General features: G+C 65.5%; 17 protein-coding genes and 1 tRNA gene. 11 read left to right on the forward strand and 7 right to left on the reverse strand.

Annotation, left to right across the window (positions count from 1 at the left end; all coding sequences use genetic code 11):
* Window positions 1-20 precede the first annotated feature (20 nt).
* Window positions 21-374, forward strand: coding sequence for a DUF6481 family protein (locus QX048_RS25370; RefSeq protein ID WP_315712052.1), 354 nt, complete (start codon window positions 21-23; stop codon window positions 372-374).
* 119 nt (window positions 375-493) lie between these two features.
* On the opposite strand, the gene QX048_RS25375 is transcribed toward QX048_RS25370, so the two are convergent.
* Window positions 494-733 (reverse strand): pentapeptide MXKDX repeat protein, encoded by a 240-nt coding sequence (locus QX048_RS25375; protein WP_315826913.1) that lies wholly within the window; start codon window positions 731-733, stop codon window positions 494-496.
* Window positions 734-1,095: 362 nt separating this feature from the next.
* Between QX048_RS25375 and dctP the strand changes: the two genes are divergently transcribed.
* Genes dctP through QX048_RS25390 form a run of 3 tightly spaced genes read left to right on the forward strand, consistent with a single transcriptional unit; the run spans window position 1,096 to window position 4,022 of the window.
* Complete coding sequence (dctP, locus tag QX048_RS25380) at window positions 1,096-2,118, forward strand: TRAP transporter substrate-binding protein DctP (protein WP_315826912.1); 1,023 nt, start codon at window positions 1,096-1,098, stop codon at window positions 2,116-2,118.
* Window positions 2,119-2,121: 3 nt separating this feature from the next.
* Entirely contained in the window at window positions 2,122-2,667 is a 546-nt protein-coding gene (locus QX048_RS25385) for a TRAP transporter small permease (protein ID WP_315751628.1), read from the forward strand.
* On the forward strand, window positions 2,664-4,022 hold the full coding sequence (locus QX048_RS25390; RefSeq protein ID WP_315712058.1) for a TRAP transporter large permease: 1,359 nt from the start codon (window positions 2,664-2,666) through the stop codon (window positions 4,020-4,022). The genes QX048_RS25385 and QX048_RS25390 overlap by 4 nt, the downstream gene beginning before the upstream one ends.
* Before the next feature lie 64 nt (window positions 4,023-4,086).
* On the opposite strand, the gene QX048_RS25395 is transcribed toward QX048_RS25390, so the two are convergent.
* The 3 genes from QX048_RS25395 to QX048_RS25405 are packed head-to-tail and all read right to left on the reverse strand — an operon-like array spanning window position 4,087 to window position 8,637.
* Window positions 4,087-5,001: a hydroxymethylglutaryl-CoA lyase gene (locus QX048_RS25395; protein WP_315826911.1), complete on the reverse strand. Its 915-nt coding sequence runs from the start codon at window positions 4,999-5,001 to the stop codon at window positions 4,087-4,089.
* Between the two features lie 22 nt (window positions 5,002-5,023).
* Window positions 5,024-7,027 carry an acetyl/propionyl/methylcrotonyl-CoA carboxylase subunit alpha gene (locus QX048_RS25400; protein WP_315826910.1) on the reverse strand — a complete coding sequence of 668 codons (2,004 nt, stop codon included), beginning with the start codon at window positions 7,025-7,027 and terminating at the stop codon, window positions 5,024-5,026.
* Between the two features lie 2 nt (window positions 7,028-7,029).
* On the reverse strand, window positions 7,030-8,637 hold the full coding sequence (locus tag QX048_RS25405; protein WP_315712061.1) for a carboxyl transferase domain-containing protein: 1,608 nt from the start codon (window positions 8,635-8,637) through the stop codon (window positions 7,030-7,032).
* 326 nt (window positions 8,638-8,963) lie between these two features.
* Between QX048_RS25405 and QX048_RS25410 the strand changes: the two genes are divergently transcribed.
* Entirely contained in the window at window positions 8,964-9,608 is a 645-nt protein-coding gene (locus QX048_RS25410) for a TetR/AcrR family transcriptional regulator (protein ID WP_315826909.1), read from the forward strand.
* Between the two features lie 13 nt (window positions 9,609-9,621).
* On the forward strand, window positions 9,622-10,110 hold the full coding sequence (locus tag QX048_RS25415) for an Lrp/AsnC family transcriptional regulator (protein WP_315826945.1): 489 nt from the start codon (window positions 9,622-9,624) through the stop codon (window positions 10,108-10,110).
* A gap of 24 nt (window positions 10,111-10,134) precedes the next feature.
* On the opposite strand, the gene QX048_RS25420 is transcribed toward QX048_RS25415, so the two are convergent.
* Complete coding sequence (locus QX048_RS25420) at window positions 10,135-10,440, reverse strand: ETC complex I subunit (RefSeq protein ID WP_315751632.1); 306 nt, start codon at window positions 10,438-10,440, stop codon at window positions 10,135-10,137.
* Between the two features lie 222 nt (window positions 10,441-10,662).
* On the opposite strand from QX048_RS25420, the gene QX048_RS25425 reads away from it, so the two are divergent.
* The 5 genes from QX048_RS25425 to QX048_RS25445 all read left to right on the forward strand — a co-directional run bounded on the left by QX048_RS25425 (window position 10,663) and on the right by QX048_RS25445 (window position 15,425).
* On the forward strand, window positions 10,663-11,805 hold the full coding sequence (locus tag QX048_RS25425; protein WP_315712065.1) for an OpgC domain-containing protein: 1,143 nt from the start codon (window positions 10,663-10,665) through the stop codon (window positions 11,803-11,805).
* A 172-nt stretch (window positions 11,806-11,977) separates the two neighbouring features.
* Window positions 11,978-12,382, forward strand: coding sequence for a translational machinery protein (locus tag QX048_RS25430; RefSeq protein WP_315712066.1), 405 nt, complete (start codon window positions 11,978-11,980; stop codon window positions 12,380-12,382).
* A gap of 42 nt (window positions 12,383-12,424) precedes the next feature.
* Window positions 12,425-13,504, forward strand: a complete 1,080-nt coding sequence (locus QX048_RS25435; RefSeq protein ID WP_315712067.1) for an efflux RND transporter periplasmic adaptor subunit — start codon at window positions 12,425-12,427, stop codon at window positions 13,502-13,504.
* Complete coding sequence (locus QX048_RS25440) at window positions 13,501-14,736, forward strand: ABC transporter permease (protein ID WP_315751634.1); 1,236 nt, start codon at window positions 13,501-13,503, stop codon at window positions 14,734-14,736. Before QX048_RS25435 ends, QX048_RS25440 begins: the two co-directional genes overlap by 4 nt.
* Window positions 14,733-15,425: an ABC transporter ATP-binding protein gene (locus QX048_RS25445; protein WP_316191239.1), complete on the forward strand. Its 693-nt coding sequence runs from the start codon at window positions 14,733-14,735 to the stop codon at window positions 15,423-15,425. The genes QX048_RS25440 and QX048_RS25445 overlap by 4 nt, the downstream gene beginning before the upstream one ends.
* 326 nt (window positions 15,426-15,751) lie before the next feature.
* Here QX048_RS25445 and QX048_RS25450 read toward each other — a convergent pair.
* Window positions 15,752-15,828, reverse strand: a tRNA-Pro gene (locus QX048_RS25450).
* Window positions 15,829-15,990: 162 nt separating this feature from the next.
* A complete protein-coding gene (locus QX048_RS25455) occupies window positions 15,991-16,644 on the reverse strand; it encodes a cold-shock protein (protein WP_315712071.1) in 654 nt (217 codons plus the stop codon).
* Window positions 16,645-16,746 lie beyond the last annotated feature (102 nt).

Here is a 16,746-nt window from a genome sequence, read left to right on the forward strand (position 1 = left end):
AGCGAAGTGACGACGTCTCCATGAGAGGATTCAAGGAACCTGGATTTGCCGATCGGCAGAAGGCCGCGCAGCAGGCCCGCCAGAGCATCGTGCAGAAGTTCAAATCGCAGCCGGGACCGGACGATCCCGAAGTCGTGAAGCGACGGCAGGAGCGCGAGGCCGCCGCCGCCCGCCGCGAGCAGCAGCGATTGGAGCGCGAGGCCGCCAAGGCTGAGCAGCAGCGTCTCGAGGAAGAGGCCAAGGCCGCCGAGAGTGCCCGGCTTGCGCGCGAGGCGGAAGAAGAAGCCGCCCGCTTGGCCGAGATGGAAGCCGAGCAGAAGGCGAAGCGTGATGCGCGCTACGCCGCGCGCAAGGCCCGTGGAAAGAAGAAGTAAGCGGCGACGTCGCCGCCACCAGACCTGCGCGTCGTCGCGTCCGGCATCGCGCGACTCCTCAATTCATCGGCGATGGGACTGATACGGTCGTCCCATCGCACGATGCCGTGCGAGACGAGCTAGTTCTTCTTCATCATGCCGTCGTCCTTCTTCATCCCGTCCTTGGACATGGCATCGTCCTTCTTCATGGCGTCTTTCGCCATCGAGTCCTTCTTCATGCCGTCGTGGGACATCGCGCCCTTTTTCATCCCATCGTCCTTGCTCATCTTGTCTTCCGCGAAGGCCGCCGGCGCGACGGCCACGTTGAACGCGAGGGCGGCAGCGGAGATACTGAGGATGAGGCGGCTACGATTGGTCATGATGATCGCTCCTTCGTATGACGGGGTTCGACGGCGACGGACGCGCCGTTCTTGGATATCGACGTTCCGATGAAGGCGATTGTTACGAGCGCGGGCGAGAATTTTGTTCGATCAAATTTGACTCGAATGCGTCCCGTTCCGGAATCGAGGACACAATTTTGCCCGGCAAGATCATGTTAGTACAACCGCGCAAGGGATTCACAGGCCGGTACGTGCGCCGCAGCAATATGTCGCTTCCCATGCATTTGGCCTCGAACGAACTGTCTAGTTCGGCTAGAGGTAAGCTCGACAGATTGGCTGGTATAAGTCACGCCAACGAACCGGGTCGGGAACCCAACCAGAAGTTGTTCAGGGGAAATCTCATGCTCACACGCCGTCATGTCATCGCATCCGCGCTCGCTGCGCCGGCCATGCTGCGTTTTGGAACCGGTACGGCCCACGCAGCAACGACGCTGAAGATCTCTCACCAGTTTCCCGGCGGCACCATTGACAAGGGCGATTTCCGCGACCGGCTCTGCCGGGTGTTCTCCGAGGAGGTTGCGAAGCGCTCCGGCGGCGAGATCGCGACCGAGATCTATCCCAACTCCTCGCTCATCAAGACCGTCGCGCAGTTCTCGGCCATGCGGAAGGGCGCGCTCGACATCAGCCTCTATCCGATGCCTTACGCCGGCGGCGAAGTGCCTGAGACCAACATCGCGCTGATGCCGGGTCTGGTCACGACCTACGACCAGGGCATGCGCTGGAAGAATGAGCCGGTCGGCAAGACGCTGAGCGATTTTCTGGCCGACAAGGGCATCATCCTGCTGACCTGGGTCTGGCAGGCGGGCGGCGTTGCAAGCCGATCGCGGCCGCTGGTGACGCCGGAGGACGCCAAGGGCATGAAGGTGCGCGGCGGCTCGCGCGAGATGGACATGGTGCTGCAGACCGCCGGCGCCTCGGTGCTGTCGGTGCCATCGAACGAAATCTACACCGCGATGCAGACCGGCGCCTGCGATGCCGGCATCACCTCGTCGACCAGCCTGATCTCGTTCCGCCTGGAGGAAGTGTCGAAGGCCCTGACCTCCGGCGCCAAGGCGTCGTACTGGTTCATGCTCGAGCCGCTGATGATGTCCAAGGCCTCGTTCGACAAGCTGCCGAAGAACCAGCAGGACATCCTCCTCGCGGTCGGCGCGGAGATGGAGGCGTTCGGGCGCAAGGGCGCGCAGGACGACGACATCGAAGTTGCCAAGGTCTACGAAAAGGCGGGCGCGAAGGTTGTGGAGCTCGATGTCGAGACCGTCAACAAATGGCGCGACATTGCCCGTGACACGGCCTGGAAGGACTATGGCGGCAAGTCTGCGAACTGCGCCAAGCTCCTCAAGCTCGCTTCCGACGTCGCGGCCTGATTGATGCACGCGCCCGTTATCGATACCGAGGCCACGACAGCCATCGGCGCCAGCGGTCCGCTGGCGCCGCTCCAGCGTGTTGTCTCGCTGCTCAATCGCATCATCGTGGTTCTGGCCGCGTTCGCACTGGTCGCGGCCTGCCTCATCCTGAGCTACAGCGTGGCGGGCCGTGCACTGTTCAAGGCCGCCAACTACTGGCAGGACGAAGCCGCCGTGTTCTTGCTCGTCGGCGCCACCTTCATGACTGCGGCCTATGTGCAGGAGCATCGCGGCCACGTCAGCATCGAAGCCTTCGTTGGGCTGATGTCGCCGCTCGCCAACAAGATCAGGCTCTGGCTGGTCGACGTCGCGAGCTTTTTGTTTTGTGCCTTCTTTACTTGGAAATCCTGGACCCTGACACATGAGGCCTGGGTCGATGGTCAGGTCTCGAATTCGATGTGGTCGCCGCCGCTGGCGATTCCTTACGGCCTGATGGCCGCCGGGATGACCCTGCTGTGCCTGCAGATGCTGCTGCAGATCGTGGCTCCGCTGACCGGAGCGCGTCGATGAGCGTGTTCGGAATTGGGGTTGCCTACGGACTCTCGACCCTGTTTGCGATGTTCGCGGGCATGCCGATCGCGTTCGCGCTCGGCGCCGTGGCCGTCGTGTTCATGGCCATCTACATGCCTGCCGCGTCGCTCGATACGGTCACGCAGAACGTCTACGAGGAAATGGCGTCGATCACGCTGCTGTCGATCCCGCTGTTCATCCTCAAGGGCGCGGCGATCGGCCGCTCCCGCGCAGGCCAGGACCTCTACTCGGCGCTGCATGCGTGGCTGCATCGCGTGCCCGGCGGATTGGGCGTCGCCAACGTGTTCGCCTGCGCGCTGTTCGCGGCGATGGCGGGGTCATCCCCCGCGACCTGCTCGGCGATCGGCTCGGCCGGAATTCCCGAGATGCGCAAGCGCGGCTATTCCGGCGGCTTCGCCGCCGGCATCATCGCGGCCGGCGGCACGCTCGGCATTCTGCTGCCGCCCTCGATTACGATGATCCTGTTCGCGATCGCAGCGGAGAAATCGCTGGGACGGCTGTTCCTGGCCGGTATCGGCCCCGGGCTGCTGCTGGTGACCCTGTTCGGCGTCTATTCGGTGGTGCGCTTCCGGCAGGAATATGCGCGCGCGAAAGCCGTCTATGAGAAATCGGGCGCGTGGTCGGACATCCTGACCAAGGACGATTTTACGATGGCGCAGCGCTTCTCCGTGCTGCCACGCGTGATTCCGTTCGTGCTGCTGCTGACCGGCGTCATGGTCGCGCTCTATGGCGGCCTCGCCACGCCATCGGAAACAGCCGGTCTCGGTGGCATCCTCGCGCTCGTGCTGATCGCGATCATCTACCGCGTCTGGAGCCCGGCCGATCTCGCGCCCATCATGAAGGCGACGCTGCGCGAATCGACCATGCTGATGCTGATCATCGGCATGTCGCTGCTGTACTCCTACGTGATGAGCTACCTGCACATCTCGCAGTCGGTGGCGGAGTCCATCGTGGCGATGCACCTGCCGCGCTGGGAACTGTTGTTCGCGATCCTGCTGATGGTGGTCGTGCTCGGCTTCTTCCTGCCGCCGGTATCGATCATCCTGATGACTGCCCCGATCATCCTGCCGCCTCTGCGGGCAGCAAACTTCGACATCATCTGGTTCGGCGTGGTGATGACGATCGTGATGGAGATGGGCCTGATTCACCCGCCGGTGGGTCTGAACATCTTCGTCATCAGGAACGTCGCGCCGGACATCCCGCTGCGCGAGGTGATCTGGGGCACGCTGCCGTTCGTCCTGCTGATGATGGCCGCCGTGCTGCTGCTCTGCTTCGTGCCGCAGATCTCGACGGCGCTGCCGGATCTCGTGATGGGGCCGGATCTGAGCCGCTGACGCGGCCCGTGAATGGCGAATAGGGAGTAGCGAATAGGGATCTAGCGAGTGGGCCCCCTATTCGCTACTCGCCATTCGCTATTCGCCTGATCTTCGCGTTCAGCGCCGCTGCAACACGGCTGACGGGTGGCCGACCGAGCAGCCGGCTCATGTCGTTGGTGGCGGCCAGCAGTTTCGTCATGTCGACGCCGGTGCGGATGCCCATGCCTTCGAGCATGTAGACGACGTCCTCGGTCGCGACGTTGCCAGTCGCGCCCGGCGCGAACGGGCAGCCGCCGAGGCCGCCGGCCGCGGCATCGATGACGCGGACGCCCTCCTCCATGCCCGCATAGAGATTGGCCAGCGCCTGGCCGTAGGTGTCGTGGAAATGCATCGCCAGATGCGTCACCGGCACGTCGTCGCAGACGGCGCGCAGCATCTGCTTTGCCTTGAGCGGCGTCCCGACACCGATCGTGTCACCCAGCGAGACCTCGTAGCAGCCCAGATCCCACAGCGCCTTGGCCACGCCGGCTACGGCCTGCGGCTTGATCTCGCCCTCATACGGGCAGCCCAGCGCGCAGGAGACGTAGCCCCGCACCCTGATGCCGTCGGTCCTGGCGTGGGCGATCACCGGCTTGAAGCGCTCCAGCGACTCCGCGATCGAACAGTTGATGTTGGCGCGGGAGAAGCTCTCGGAGGCCGCAGTGAACACGGAAATCACCCTGGCGCCGGCGGCGCGCGCGGCCTCATAGCCCTTCACGTTGGGCACCAGCACATGGAATTCGCCGGGCAGCGCAGCCACGCTGCGCATGACCTCGTCCGAGCCCACCATCTGCGGGATCGCCTTGGGCGAGACGAAGGCGCCGACCTCGACCGTGGTCAGGCCCGCCGCGACCAGCGCGCGGACGAAGGCGATGCGATCGGCGACGCTGATCGACATCTTCTCGTTCTGCAGGCCGTCCCGCGGGCCCATTTCGATGATGCGCACGCTCTCGCTCATGCCGACCTCTTCGGTTCGAGGATCAGGCGGACGGTTCGAGGTCCGCCAGTTCGACGCCTTCCTGCACGATGTCGCCGACCTTGCACTTGATCGCCTTGAGCCGGCCTGCGAACGGCGCCCGCAGGGTCTGCTCCATCTTCATGACTTCGAGCGTCAGGATCGCCGCACCCTTCTCCAGGACGGCGCCTTCCTGCGCAAGCAGCGCCACGACGGTCCCTGGCAACGGTGCCACGATCTTGTCCTCGCCGGCCTGCTCCTCGTCGTCACCGCCGAACGGATCGATCCAATGCAGATCGAAACGGCCGTTGCGGGTCCGCAGGTACAGCTCATGGCCCTCGATGACGGCCACCACATGGGATTTGACGCCGTCGCACACAAGGTCGAAGCCGCCGTCATCAGTCGGAAGTGCCGAGAACGAGGTCTCACGACCCTCGATCGACAGGCGCTGCACGCTGGGACCATAGGCCAGCGTGGCGGTCCGCGGTTCATTCGCCGCGCTTTGGCGGAACGAGAACACGCGCTGCCGCAGCCCCACCGGCATCCAACCGGATGCGCGCCACGGCGAGCCTTGCTCCTTGGCCGCGGTCTGCTCGCCGATGAGAATGGCCGCGACGGCGGCACTGAGCTCGAGGTCGCCGGCCACCGCCCCCGACGGGGTCAGATGTGTCAGATGGCGCTCGATGAAACCGGTGTCGATCGCGTTGGCCACGACGTCGGGATGCGTTAGCAGCGACGACAGGAACGGGATGTTGCTGACGATGCCTCGGACGTCGGTGTCCTCAAGGCCGCGGTTGAGCCGCTCGATCGCGACCTCGCGGGTCGGCGCCCAGGCGATCATCTTGGCGAGCATCGCGTCGTAATAGGGCGAGACCACATCCCTCTCGCGATAGCCGGCATCGATGCGCAGGCCGCCGGTTTCAGCGGGAAACCGCCAGGTCTTGATCGTGCCGACCGAGGGCATGAAATTCTTGGCGGGATTCTCCGCGTAGACGCGTGCCTCGATGGCATGGCCATGCAAGCGGATCTGGTCCTGCGTCAGCGGCAGCGCGTCGCCGAAGGCGACGCGCAACTGCCATTCGACGAGATCGACGCCGGTGATCAACTCGGTGACGGGATGCTCGACCTGCAGGCGCGTGTTCATCTCTATGAAGAACACGTCGCGGCCGTCGGAGACGAACTCGATGGTGCCCGCCCCGACATAGTTGACCGCGCCGGCCGCGCGACGCGCCGCGGCGCAGACCGTCTCCCGCTGCTCCGGCGTCAGCGTCGGCGACGGCGCCTCCTCGATCACCTTCTGGTGCCGACGCTGCAAGGTGCATTCGCGCTCGAACAGCGACACCAGATTGCCGTGGCTGTCGCCGATGATCTGCACCTCGATGTGGCGCGGGTTCTGGACGAATTTCTCGATCAGCACACGGTCGTCGCCAAACGCCGCCTTGGCCTCGCGCTTGGCGCTGGTGACGGCATCAGCGAGATCGCCGGCTGCATTGACCACGCGCATGCCGCGGCCGCCGCCACCGGCGGAGGCCTTGATCAGAACGGGAAAGCCGATCCGCGCGGCTTCATTGGCGAGCGTCGCCTCGTCCTGCGCCTCGCCGTGATAGCCGGGCACCAGCGGCACGCCGGCCTGCTCCATCAGGAATTTGGAGCCGGACTTGGAACCCATCGCGGTGATCATCGCGGCCGTCGGCCCGACGAACACCAGGCCCGCGTCGAGACAGGTCTGCGCGAATTCGGCGCTCTCGGACAGGAAGCCATAGCCGGGATGAACCGCCTCGGCGCCTGTCTGCCTCGCAGCCTCGATCAAGCGCTCGATGTTAAGATAGGAATCGCGGGCGCGTGCGGGGCCGAGCAGCACCGCCTCGTCGGCGAGCGCGACATGCAGCGCGTTTCGATCCGCCTCGGAGTAGACCGCGACGGTCTTCAATCCCATCGCGCGTGCCGTGCGGATGACGCGCACGGCGATCTCGCCGCGGTTGGCGATCAGGAGCTTGCGAAAACGACGATACAATCCGGGACGAGCCATGATCACATCCTGAACAGGCCGAATTTGGTCGGCTCGACCGGGGCATTGGCGGCGGCAGACAATCCGAGCCCGAGCACAAGGCGGGTATCGGCGGGATCGATCACGCCGTCGTCCCACAGCCGCGCCGTCGCGTAGTAGGGATTGCCCTGGGCCTCGTATTGCGCACGGATGGGGCTGCGGAATTTCTCTTCCTCTTCCGCAGGCCAGCTCTCGCCCTTGGCCTCGATGCCGTCGCGGCGGACCTGGCTCAGCACCATCGCGGCCTGCTCGCCGCCCATCACCGAGATGCGCGCGTTCGGCCACATCCAGAGGAAACGCGGCGCATAGGCGCGGCCGCACATGCCGTAATTGCCGGCGCCGTAGGAGCCGCCGATCACCACGGTGAACTTGGGAACCGACGCGGTCGCGACCGCAGTCACCAGCTTGGCGCCGTCACGGGCGATACCGCCGGCCTCGTATTTCTTGCCGACCATGAAGCCGGTGATGTTCTGCAGGAACACCAGCGGAATGTTGCGCTGGCAGCACAGTTCGATGAAATGCGCACCCTTCAGCGAGCTCTCGCTGAACAGGATGCCGTTGTTGGCGATGATGCCGACCGGATGACCCCAGATGTGGGCGAAGCCGCACACCAGCGTCTGGCCGTAGAGCTTCTTGAACTCGTCGAACTCCGAGCCGTCGACCACCCGCGCGATGATGTCGCGCACGTCGAACGGCTTGCGGCCGTCGACCGGCACGACGCCGTAGATCTCTTCCGCCGCATAGCGCGGCTCGCGCACCTCGCGCATATTCAGCGCGCTGCGCGCGCCCGGCGGCTTCAGCGTGCCGACGATGCGACGCGCGATGCCGATCGCATGGGCGTCGTTCTGTGCGTAGTGATCGGTGACGCCCGACTGGCGTGAATGCACGTCGGCGCCGCCCAGTTCCTCGGCCGTGACGACCTCGCCGGTCGCCGCCTTCACCAGCGGCGGGCCGCCAAGAAAAATCGTGCCCTGATTGCGCACGATGATGCTCTCGTCCGACATCGCCGGCACATAGGCGCCGCCGGCGGTGCACGAGCCCATCACGATCGCGATCTGCGGGATGCCTTGCGCCGACATCTGCGCCTGATTGTAGAAGATGCGGCCGAAATGCCGCTCGTCCGGGAAGATCTCGTCCTGCAGCGGCAGGAACGCGCCCCCGGAATCGACCATGTAGACGCAAGGAAGGTTGTTCTGCCGCGCGATGTCCTGGGCGCGCAGGTGCTTCTTCACCGTCATCGGGTAGTAGGTGCCGCCCTTGATGGTGGCGTCGTTGGCGACGACGACGCATTCGCGGCCGGCAATGCGGCCGATGCCGGTGACGATGCTCGCCGAATGGACGTCGCCGCCATAGAGCCCGTGCGCGGCCAATGGCGACAGCTCCAGGAACGCCGTTCCAGGGTCGAGCAGCAGGTCCACACGCTGACGCGCCAGCATCTTGCCGCGCGACAGATGCCGCTTGCGCGAGGCCTCGCCGCCGCCCTCGGCGACCTGCCCCAGCTTCGTCCTGAGGTCGGCGACCAGCGCGCGCATGGCGTCGGCATTGCGGGCGAAATCGGAGGACGATGGATCGATCGTGGAGTGAAGCGTCATGACCGGCGTCTTCGTTGCGAGGCTGGAGGGGGAAGCCGTGGGAGCACGCGTCAGAGCGGTCGCGGCCGTTCAGGCCGCTGAGAGCCCGGGTGTACCATCTTTGCCCGCATGCTGTCCTCCCTGCCCGTCGGCGGCCCGGTCTGCGGCCGTCCGTCCTTCTCGAATTAAACGATCATACGTTTTTAAATTCTATTCTCAAGCGGATTGTTGTAGGGTCCGGGGCGAGCAGCATTTGCTTGAGACCACGGAATTTTCAGACTTCACTACGGGCCCCTCCCGTGGCGGATCCGCCGCGATCGGCACCGGGACGGTCCAGCGAGGACGAGATGGCGCGCACGATCGGGTCACATGGTCCGACGACGATGGAGGCGATCCGCAAGGCCGGCCTGCGGCTGATCTTCCAGCACGGCTATGAGGCCATGAGCCTCCGCCAGCTCGCCGCCGAGGTCGGCATCCAGCCAGGCTCGCTCTACAATCACATCAGCACCAAGCAGGAGCTGCTGGCGGAGCTGATCCAGGACCACATCAACAATCTCCTGCGCGAGCTCGACCAAGCGCTGCGCGACACCCATGGCCCCGTCGAACGCCTGCGGGCGTTCGTCGCCTTCCACGTCAGCTATCACATGACCCGGAAGCGCGAGGTCTTCATCGCCAATTCGGAGCTGCGCAGCCTCGATCCCCGCAACTATGAGGCGGTGGTGGCGCTGCGCGGCGCCTATGAGCGCCGGCTGGCCGACATCCTCGGCGACGGTGTGGCGCAAGGCGTGTTCGACGTCGACGACATCCAGGTCGCGACCTTTGCCATCATCGCGCTCCTGACCGGGCTGTGCAGCTGGTACCGTCCTGGCGGCCGGCTCACCAGGGAGGCGATCATCGCGGCCCACGAGAAGCTCGTGCTCTCCGGCGTCATGCCGCGCACCGCCGGGCCCGATCAGGCCGGCGGTGGCCGGCCTGATCACCCGACCGGCTGAACGGGCGGCGCCGATGGCTGGCAGCCCGGAGCTCGACGCGATCGATCGCAGGATCCTGGCGGAGCTCCAGGCCGATGGCCGGATCCGCATGAACGAGCTCGCCGACCGGGTGGGGATCTCGCATCCGAACTGCCTGCGCCGGGTGCGGACGCTGCGCAGCAGCGGCGTGATCAAGTCCATCCGCGCCAGCGTCGATGAACGGTCGCTGGGCTATGAGGTGGTCGTGTTCGTGTCGATTCAGCTCGACAGCCAGCACCAGACGGCGCTGGAATCGTTCGAGGCCGCGATCGTGACGTTGCCCTGGGTCCAGCAATGCTGGCGGCTGTCGGGAGATGCGGATTTTCTGCTGAAATGCGTGTCGACCGGGGTCGAAGGCATGAGCCGCCAGCTCCGCCAGTTCGCCGCCCTGCCCGGCGTCCGGGCCATCAGGAGCTTCCCGGTGCTCGGCCTGTCCAAGGACGCGCCGCTGCCCAACCCCGGCGGGCCGCCTCAAACAGGGTGAACGGACGACGGCCGGGCCGGCCCCTCAATGCGTCCAGGGCTCGCCGCGGCGGAACGAGAAATTGTCGGCATAGGCGATCTGCCGCTTCACCGGCTCCTTCGGCTCGATCACCTGATAGGGAATGCCCTTGCGCTCGCAATAGGCGATCGCCTCGTCCTTGGTGTCGAAGCGCAAGGTGACCTGCTGCTTCATGTCCGAGGAGGACGTCCAGCCCATCAGCGGCTCGACCGAACGCGGCTGCTCCGGCTCATAATCCAACTGCCAGTCCCGGGTCTTGGCCTTGCCCGATTGCATCGCGTTCTTGGCGGGCTTGAAAATGCGTGCGGTCATGGCTGGAAGAGCCCCTGGAAGCTGCGTCGTCATGCGTTTGGCGGAAACGGCCGGGATGGGGTACAGGCAAGCGTCGGCACGGAACGGTGATTCCCATCCTGGACATGACCGTCTATCGTGCCCCGTATAGTCATTCTGCCGTCCCGTGACAATCTCGGTCGACTGCCACGGCGCCTCTGCTCCCCGAACGCTTTCCATTCAAAACAGTGCGTTGAAGCGGCCATGAAAATCAATGCCACGCTGCCCGAGCGAGGGCGCGACCTTCGGCTCGACCTGTTTCGCGGAATCGCCAACTGGGCGATCTTTCTCGATCACATCCCGGACAATGTGGTGAACTGGATCACCACGCGGAATTACGGCTTCAGCGACGCCGCCGACCTGTTCGTGTTCATCTCCGGCTATACCGCCTCGTTCGTCTATGCGCGCATGATGATCGACCGCGGCTTCATCGTCGGCGCCACCCGGCTGTTCAAGCGGGTGTGGCAGCTCTACGTCGCCCACATCGTGCTGTTCGTGATTTATATCGTGGCCATCAGCTATCTGGCGACGCGGTTCGGCGTCTCCGAGATCATCGACGAGTTCAACGTCGCAGGCCTCGTCGACCACGCCAGCGATACGCTGGCCCAGGGACTGATCCTGAAGTTCAAGCCGGTCAATCTCGACGTGCTGCCGCTCTACATCGTGCTGATGGGCTTCTTCCCGCCGGTGCTGTGGATGATGCTGCGCCAGCCCGACCTGACCATGATCGCCTCGATCGTGCTTTGGCTCGTGGCGCGACAGATGGGCTGGAATTTCGCGGCCTATCCGGCGGGCACCTGGTACTTCAATCCGTATTGCTGGCAGGTGCTGTTCGTGTTCGGCTCGTGGTGCGCGCTCGGCGGAGCCCGCCGCTCGATGGGCATCATCATGGCGCCGGCCACGCTGTATTTCTGCATCGCCTATATGGTGCTCGCGCTGGTCATGACGATGGCCGGCCGCTTCCCCGAACTCGGATCGATGTTTCCGAACTGGCTCTATTCGGCCTTCAATCCCAACGACAAGACCAATCTCGCGCCGTACCGCTTCCTGCATTTCGTGGTGATCGTCATTTTGGTCATCCGGTTCGTGCCGAAGGAATGGCCGGGCCTGGAGTGGAAGGCGTTCGATCCCCTCATCGTCTGCGGCCAACAGTCGCTGGCGGTGTTCTGCGTCGGCGTGTTCCTGTCCTTCATCGGCCACTTCACCCTGATGCTGAGCTCAGGTTCGCTGCTGGCGCAGATCCTCGTCAGCGCGGCGGGCATCGCGATCATGACCACCGTGGCCTACTACATCTCCTGGTCGAAGCGGCAGGACAAGCCGCTGCCGAAGCCGCCTGCGCCGAAGTAAACCCCGCGCATCAGGGGCGCGGGGGCGGTCCCGCGTCCGTTGACCTGCATCAAGCCGGCCACGATCGGGCTCGCTAAGGTTTGCTTCACAACGAGTGCCGCCTTCCGCGGCGCGCGTTCCATGGCGAACGCGCAAGGCCGCCACGCGGCGATTTGCTGACAAGGACCAGAATATGCCGACCCATTTCCATGCCGTCGTGTGGCTCGATCACAGCGAGGCCAAGGTGTTCCATATCGGACTGACCGGTGCCGACGAGCTGACGCTGCATCCACACCTGCAGACCAAGCACCTGCACCACAAGGCCAACGAGATCGGCAGCGGCCACGCGGCGCCCGACAAGAATTTCCTCGAGGAGGTCGCGCACGCGCTCGATGACGCCGGCGAGATCCTGATCATCGGCCCGGCCGGCGCCAAGACCGAGCTTGCCAAGTACCTGCACGAGAAGCATCCTGCGGTCGGAAAGCGCATCGTCGGCGTCGAAGCTGCCGATCACCCGACCGATCGCCAGATCGTCGCCTATGCCAAACAGCACTTCAAGATGGCTCCGCCCCGCGTGGCGACGGGCACTGCCGGCTAAGTATAGCCTTTCTCCCGTCGCAGGGTCCGTTCGATCATGGACATGCTGACGCCGGACCGATCCAACGCCATTGCTGCCCCGCCGGCCGTCGATCGCGGCCGGCGTCGTTTTCCGTGGCGCGGCCTGCTCTCGATCATCCTGCTGTTCGGCGCGCTGGCTGGGCTTGCCGCATGGTGGCTGCGTGGACCGCTGATCGCGACCGCCCGCATCACCCGCGGCACGGCGGCCGAGATCGTGTATGCGACCGGCGCGGTGGAGCCGGAGACGTGGTCGCGGAGCACGCCCCTGGTCCGCGGCCGCATCGTCGAGCGCTGCCGCTGCGAAGGCAAACTGGTCAAGGCCGGCGACGTGCTGGCGCGGCTCGACGACAAGGAGGCGCTGGCCACCTTGAACGATCTGCGCGCACAGGAGGAATTCCAGCGCCTCGAATTCGAGCGGCAGACGCAGCTACTGGCACGCGGCGCGGCCACCTCGCAAGCGTACCAGCGCTCCGAAAGCGATCTCGCCCGCATCCGCGCCCAGATCGCGGCCCAGACCCAGCGCCTCGACTACTTCAAGCTGGTGGCGCCGATGGACGGCGTCGTCCTCAAGGAGGACGGCGAGGTCGGCGACATGGTTGATCCCGGCACCATCCTCTACCGCGTCGGCCTGGAGAAGCCGCTCTGGGTCGTCGCCGACGTCAACGAGGAGGACATCCCCCGTGTCCAGGTCGGGCAGAAGGCGCTGCTACGCGCCGATGCGTTTGGCAACCAGGCCCTGCCCGGGACGGTGAAGCAGATCACGCCGGCGGGTGATCCCGTGGCCAAGACGTTCCGCGTGCGGATCGGCTTGCCCGACAACACGCCGCTGCGCGTCGGCATGAGCGTCGAGGCCAACATCGTCAGCCGCGAGACGGGTGACACGCTGCTTGCGCCGGCCAATGCCGTCGTCAACAACAGCCTCATGGTGATCGATGGCGGCCGTGTGCACCGGCGCGCGGTGCGGATCGGCATCCGCGGCTCCGCGGCGGTCGAGATCCTCGACGGCGCCCGCGAGGGCGAGCTGGTCGCGGCGCCGGCGACCGCCGACATCAAGGACGGCGAGCGGATTCGCGTGATCGAGCCCGAGACGTCCGTGCCATGAGCCTCGTCCTGACCATCGCCTGGACCCATGTGCGCCACCGCGCCCGCCAGACGCTGGTCGCGATCGCCGGCGTCATGACCGGCGTGGCGTTTTCGGTGATGATGGCGGCGATGATGGAGGGCTCCCAGGACGACTTCATCCGCACGCTGGTCGACGCGCTGCCGCACATTTCGATCACCGACGAACTGCGCCAGCCGACCCGCCAGCCGGCCGACCAAGTCTATGCGGCGGCCGAATATCATCGATTGACCCCGAATATCCGCCGTCCCGGCATCAAGAACCCGATGGCCACCATCGCCTCGCTGCAGGGCTGGGTGCCGGGCGCGCTGACGGCGTCGGTGCAGTCCAAAGCCGTGCTGCGCTTCGCCGGCCGCAACCTGACGGTCGCAATCATCGGCATCGATCCGCGCACGGAGGGCCAAGTCTCGACGCTGGCGAGCCACATGCGGCAGGGCAACCTCAATTCGCTGTACCGGTCCTCGCACGCGATCCTGCTCGGCGACCGGCTCGCGGCCAAGATCGGCGCGCGGGTGAACTCCAACATCACGCTCGCCTCGGCCCAGGGCATCAGCATGAACGCGACCGTCGTCGGCATCTTCCATTCCGGCTTCCGCGGCACCGACGAGACCACCGGCTACGTGCTGCTGCGCACCGCGCAGATCCTGGAGCGCCAGACCGGGATCATCAACGAGATCCGCGTCCGCACCAACGATCCGATGCAGGCGCGCCTGATCAGCGAGCGCATCGGCGAGCAGACCGGCTACAAGGCGGTCTCCTGGCAGGAGGCGCAGGAGGACCTGCTGGCGGCGATCACGCTGCGCAACGTGCTGATGTACACCATCGTCGGCGCCATCCTGCTGGTCGCGAGCTTCGGCACCTACAACATCATCTCGACCATCACCCACGAGAAGACCCGCGACATCGCCATCCTCAAGTCGCTCGGCTTCCGCGACCGCACGGTCCGAACCATCTTCATCGTCGAGGCGCTGTTCATCGGCCTGACCGGTGCCGCCCTCGGCTGGGCGCTCGGCTACCTGCTTACCCGCGGGCTGGCCTCGCTTGAGTTCAAGACGCCGTTCTCCGACTACAATCATCTGCCCGTGCTGTATTCGCTGAAGCACTATCTGCTGGCCGGCGCGGTCGCGCTGATCTCCAGCGCGGTCGCCGGCTACTTTCCGGCCCGCGCCGCGGCGCGGTTGCATCCGGTCGACATCATCCGGGGGGCGACGTGAGCCCGCCCCTGATCGAGGCGCGGCAAGTGACGAAGGTGCTGCCTGGCGAGGTGCCGGTGACGCTGGTCGCCGACATCGATCTCGTGATCCATCCGCGCGAGCTCATCGCCATCACCGGACCGTCGGGCTCGGGCAAATCCTCCCTGCTCTACCTGCTTGGCCTGCTCGACCTGCCGAGCCAGGGCGACGTGCTGATCGACGGCCGCTCGACGACCGGCATGAGCGAGGATGAGCGCGCCGCGGTGCGGCTGTCGCGGCTCGGCTTCGTCTTCCAGTTTCATTTCCTGCTGCCCGAATTCTCGATCACCGAGAACGTCGCGCTGCCGATGCGCGCGCTGGCACGGCTGTCGCCGCGCGCCATCACCCAGCGCGCCGAGGAGCTGCTGGCGTCGCTTGGGCTGGCCGAGCATCTGCGCAAGACGCCGGACAAATTGTCGGGCGGCCAGCGCCAGCGCGTGGCGGTGGCGCGCGCGCTCGCCAACGATCCGCCGGTGATCCTCGCCGATGAGCCGACCGGCAGCCTCGACACCGCCGCGACCGCGCAGGTGTTCGGCATCCTGCGCGATCTGGTCACGCTGCGCGGCAAGACTGTCGTCGCGGTCACGCACGACCTCAACCTCGCCGCTCAGATGCACCGGCGCGTGCACATCATCGACGGCCGGCTGGCGCAGGACGAGCTGGCGCGCTGATCCGCCCGCCGCGACCTCGGCACGGTCGGCGCGCGAACCGCCTCCTGCGCCTGATTTGATTTAGCGCAAAGACGCGAGATTTCGATTCAGAGGATGCTGACGACCAGCGGATGTTCCTTCCCCGGATTCACCCGCACACTTCGGATGCTCCCGGGTTTTGCCGCTGCGGGAGCATCCGAATTTTTTTTTGGCCCAGCCGCGCTCGCGGTCGCTCGTGCCGATTGACGGCTGGCGGCCTGGCCGAAATCCTTCTCGCTATCGTGAGCGTCGAGCCGGAGTTCGCACCAGCAATTGGCCTCACCTGGGAAGCCGCGCCGCTGCGGAGATGGTCGGGGCAGCTGGATTCGAACCAACGACCTGCAGTACCCAAAACTGCCGCGCTACCAGGCTGCGCTATACCCCGATGGTCTCGAAGGACGATTGTCCTCGAGGACCCGTCACTACACGGTCGCGGCCTCCGCAGCAAGACTGCGGCCCGTCCGTGAAGATGGAGCCGGCATGAAAAACGGCCCCAGGAAACGCCGTTCCGGGGCCGTCAAATGCGGTGGTCGCAGGAAACATCCGCTCAGTGCGAGGACAATGCCGGCGAGCCCGTCTCGGGGTGGATCTCGGCCGCCATCATGCCCTTGGAGCCGGGCCCGTAGCGGACCAGCACCCATTGGCCGGGGCGCAGCTCGGTCATGCCGTAGCGGCGCAGGGTCTCCATGTGGACGAAGATGTCCGGGCTCCCTTCCCCGCAGGTCACGAAGCCGAAGCCGCGCAGCCGGTTGAACCACTTGACCTGGGCTCGCTCCAGCCCGCTGGTCGGCGTGACCGTCACATGGGTGCGCGGCGGCAGCATCTGCGCCGGATGGATCGCCGTCGACTCGTCCATCGAGACGATGCGGAAGGCCTGGTAGCCCTTGGAGCGCTGCACGCACTCCACCACCAGGCGAGCACCTTCATAGGCGGTCTGGTAGCCGTCGCGCCTGAGCACCGTGACGTGCAGCAGCACGTCCGGCCAGCCATTGTCGGGAACGATGAAACCGTATCCCTTGGAGGCGTCGAACCATTTGATGACACCGCTGATTTCGACGAGGTTCTCGCCAAGACCGGTCATCGCATCGATTGCCGAGTCGCGCGCGACGCCGGTTTGATATTCCGCCCCGAGCCGGGTTGGTGTCGATACACCAACGACCGGCACCCCAAGCTTCTTGGACTCAAATCCGTCCGACCCCATAACCCCGGACCTCACATATGAATTGTGAGCCGCCACCCCTGCAACGGCGCCCTCATACACGTGCTCACCACCTATACCCACGATGAGTCACGCGAATCTCTC

This window comes from Bradyrhizobium sp. SZCCHNS30572 (assembly GCF_032484415.1).
Lineage (GTDB): Bacteria > Pseudomonadota > Alphaproteobacteria > Rhizobiales > Xanthobacteraceae > Bradyrhizobium.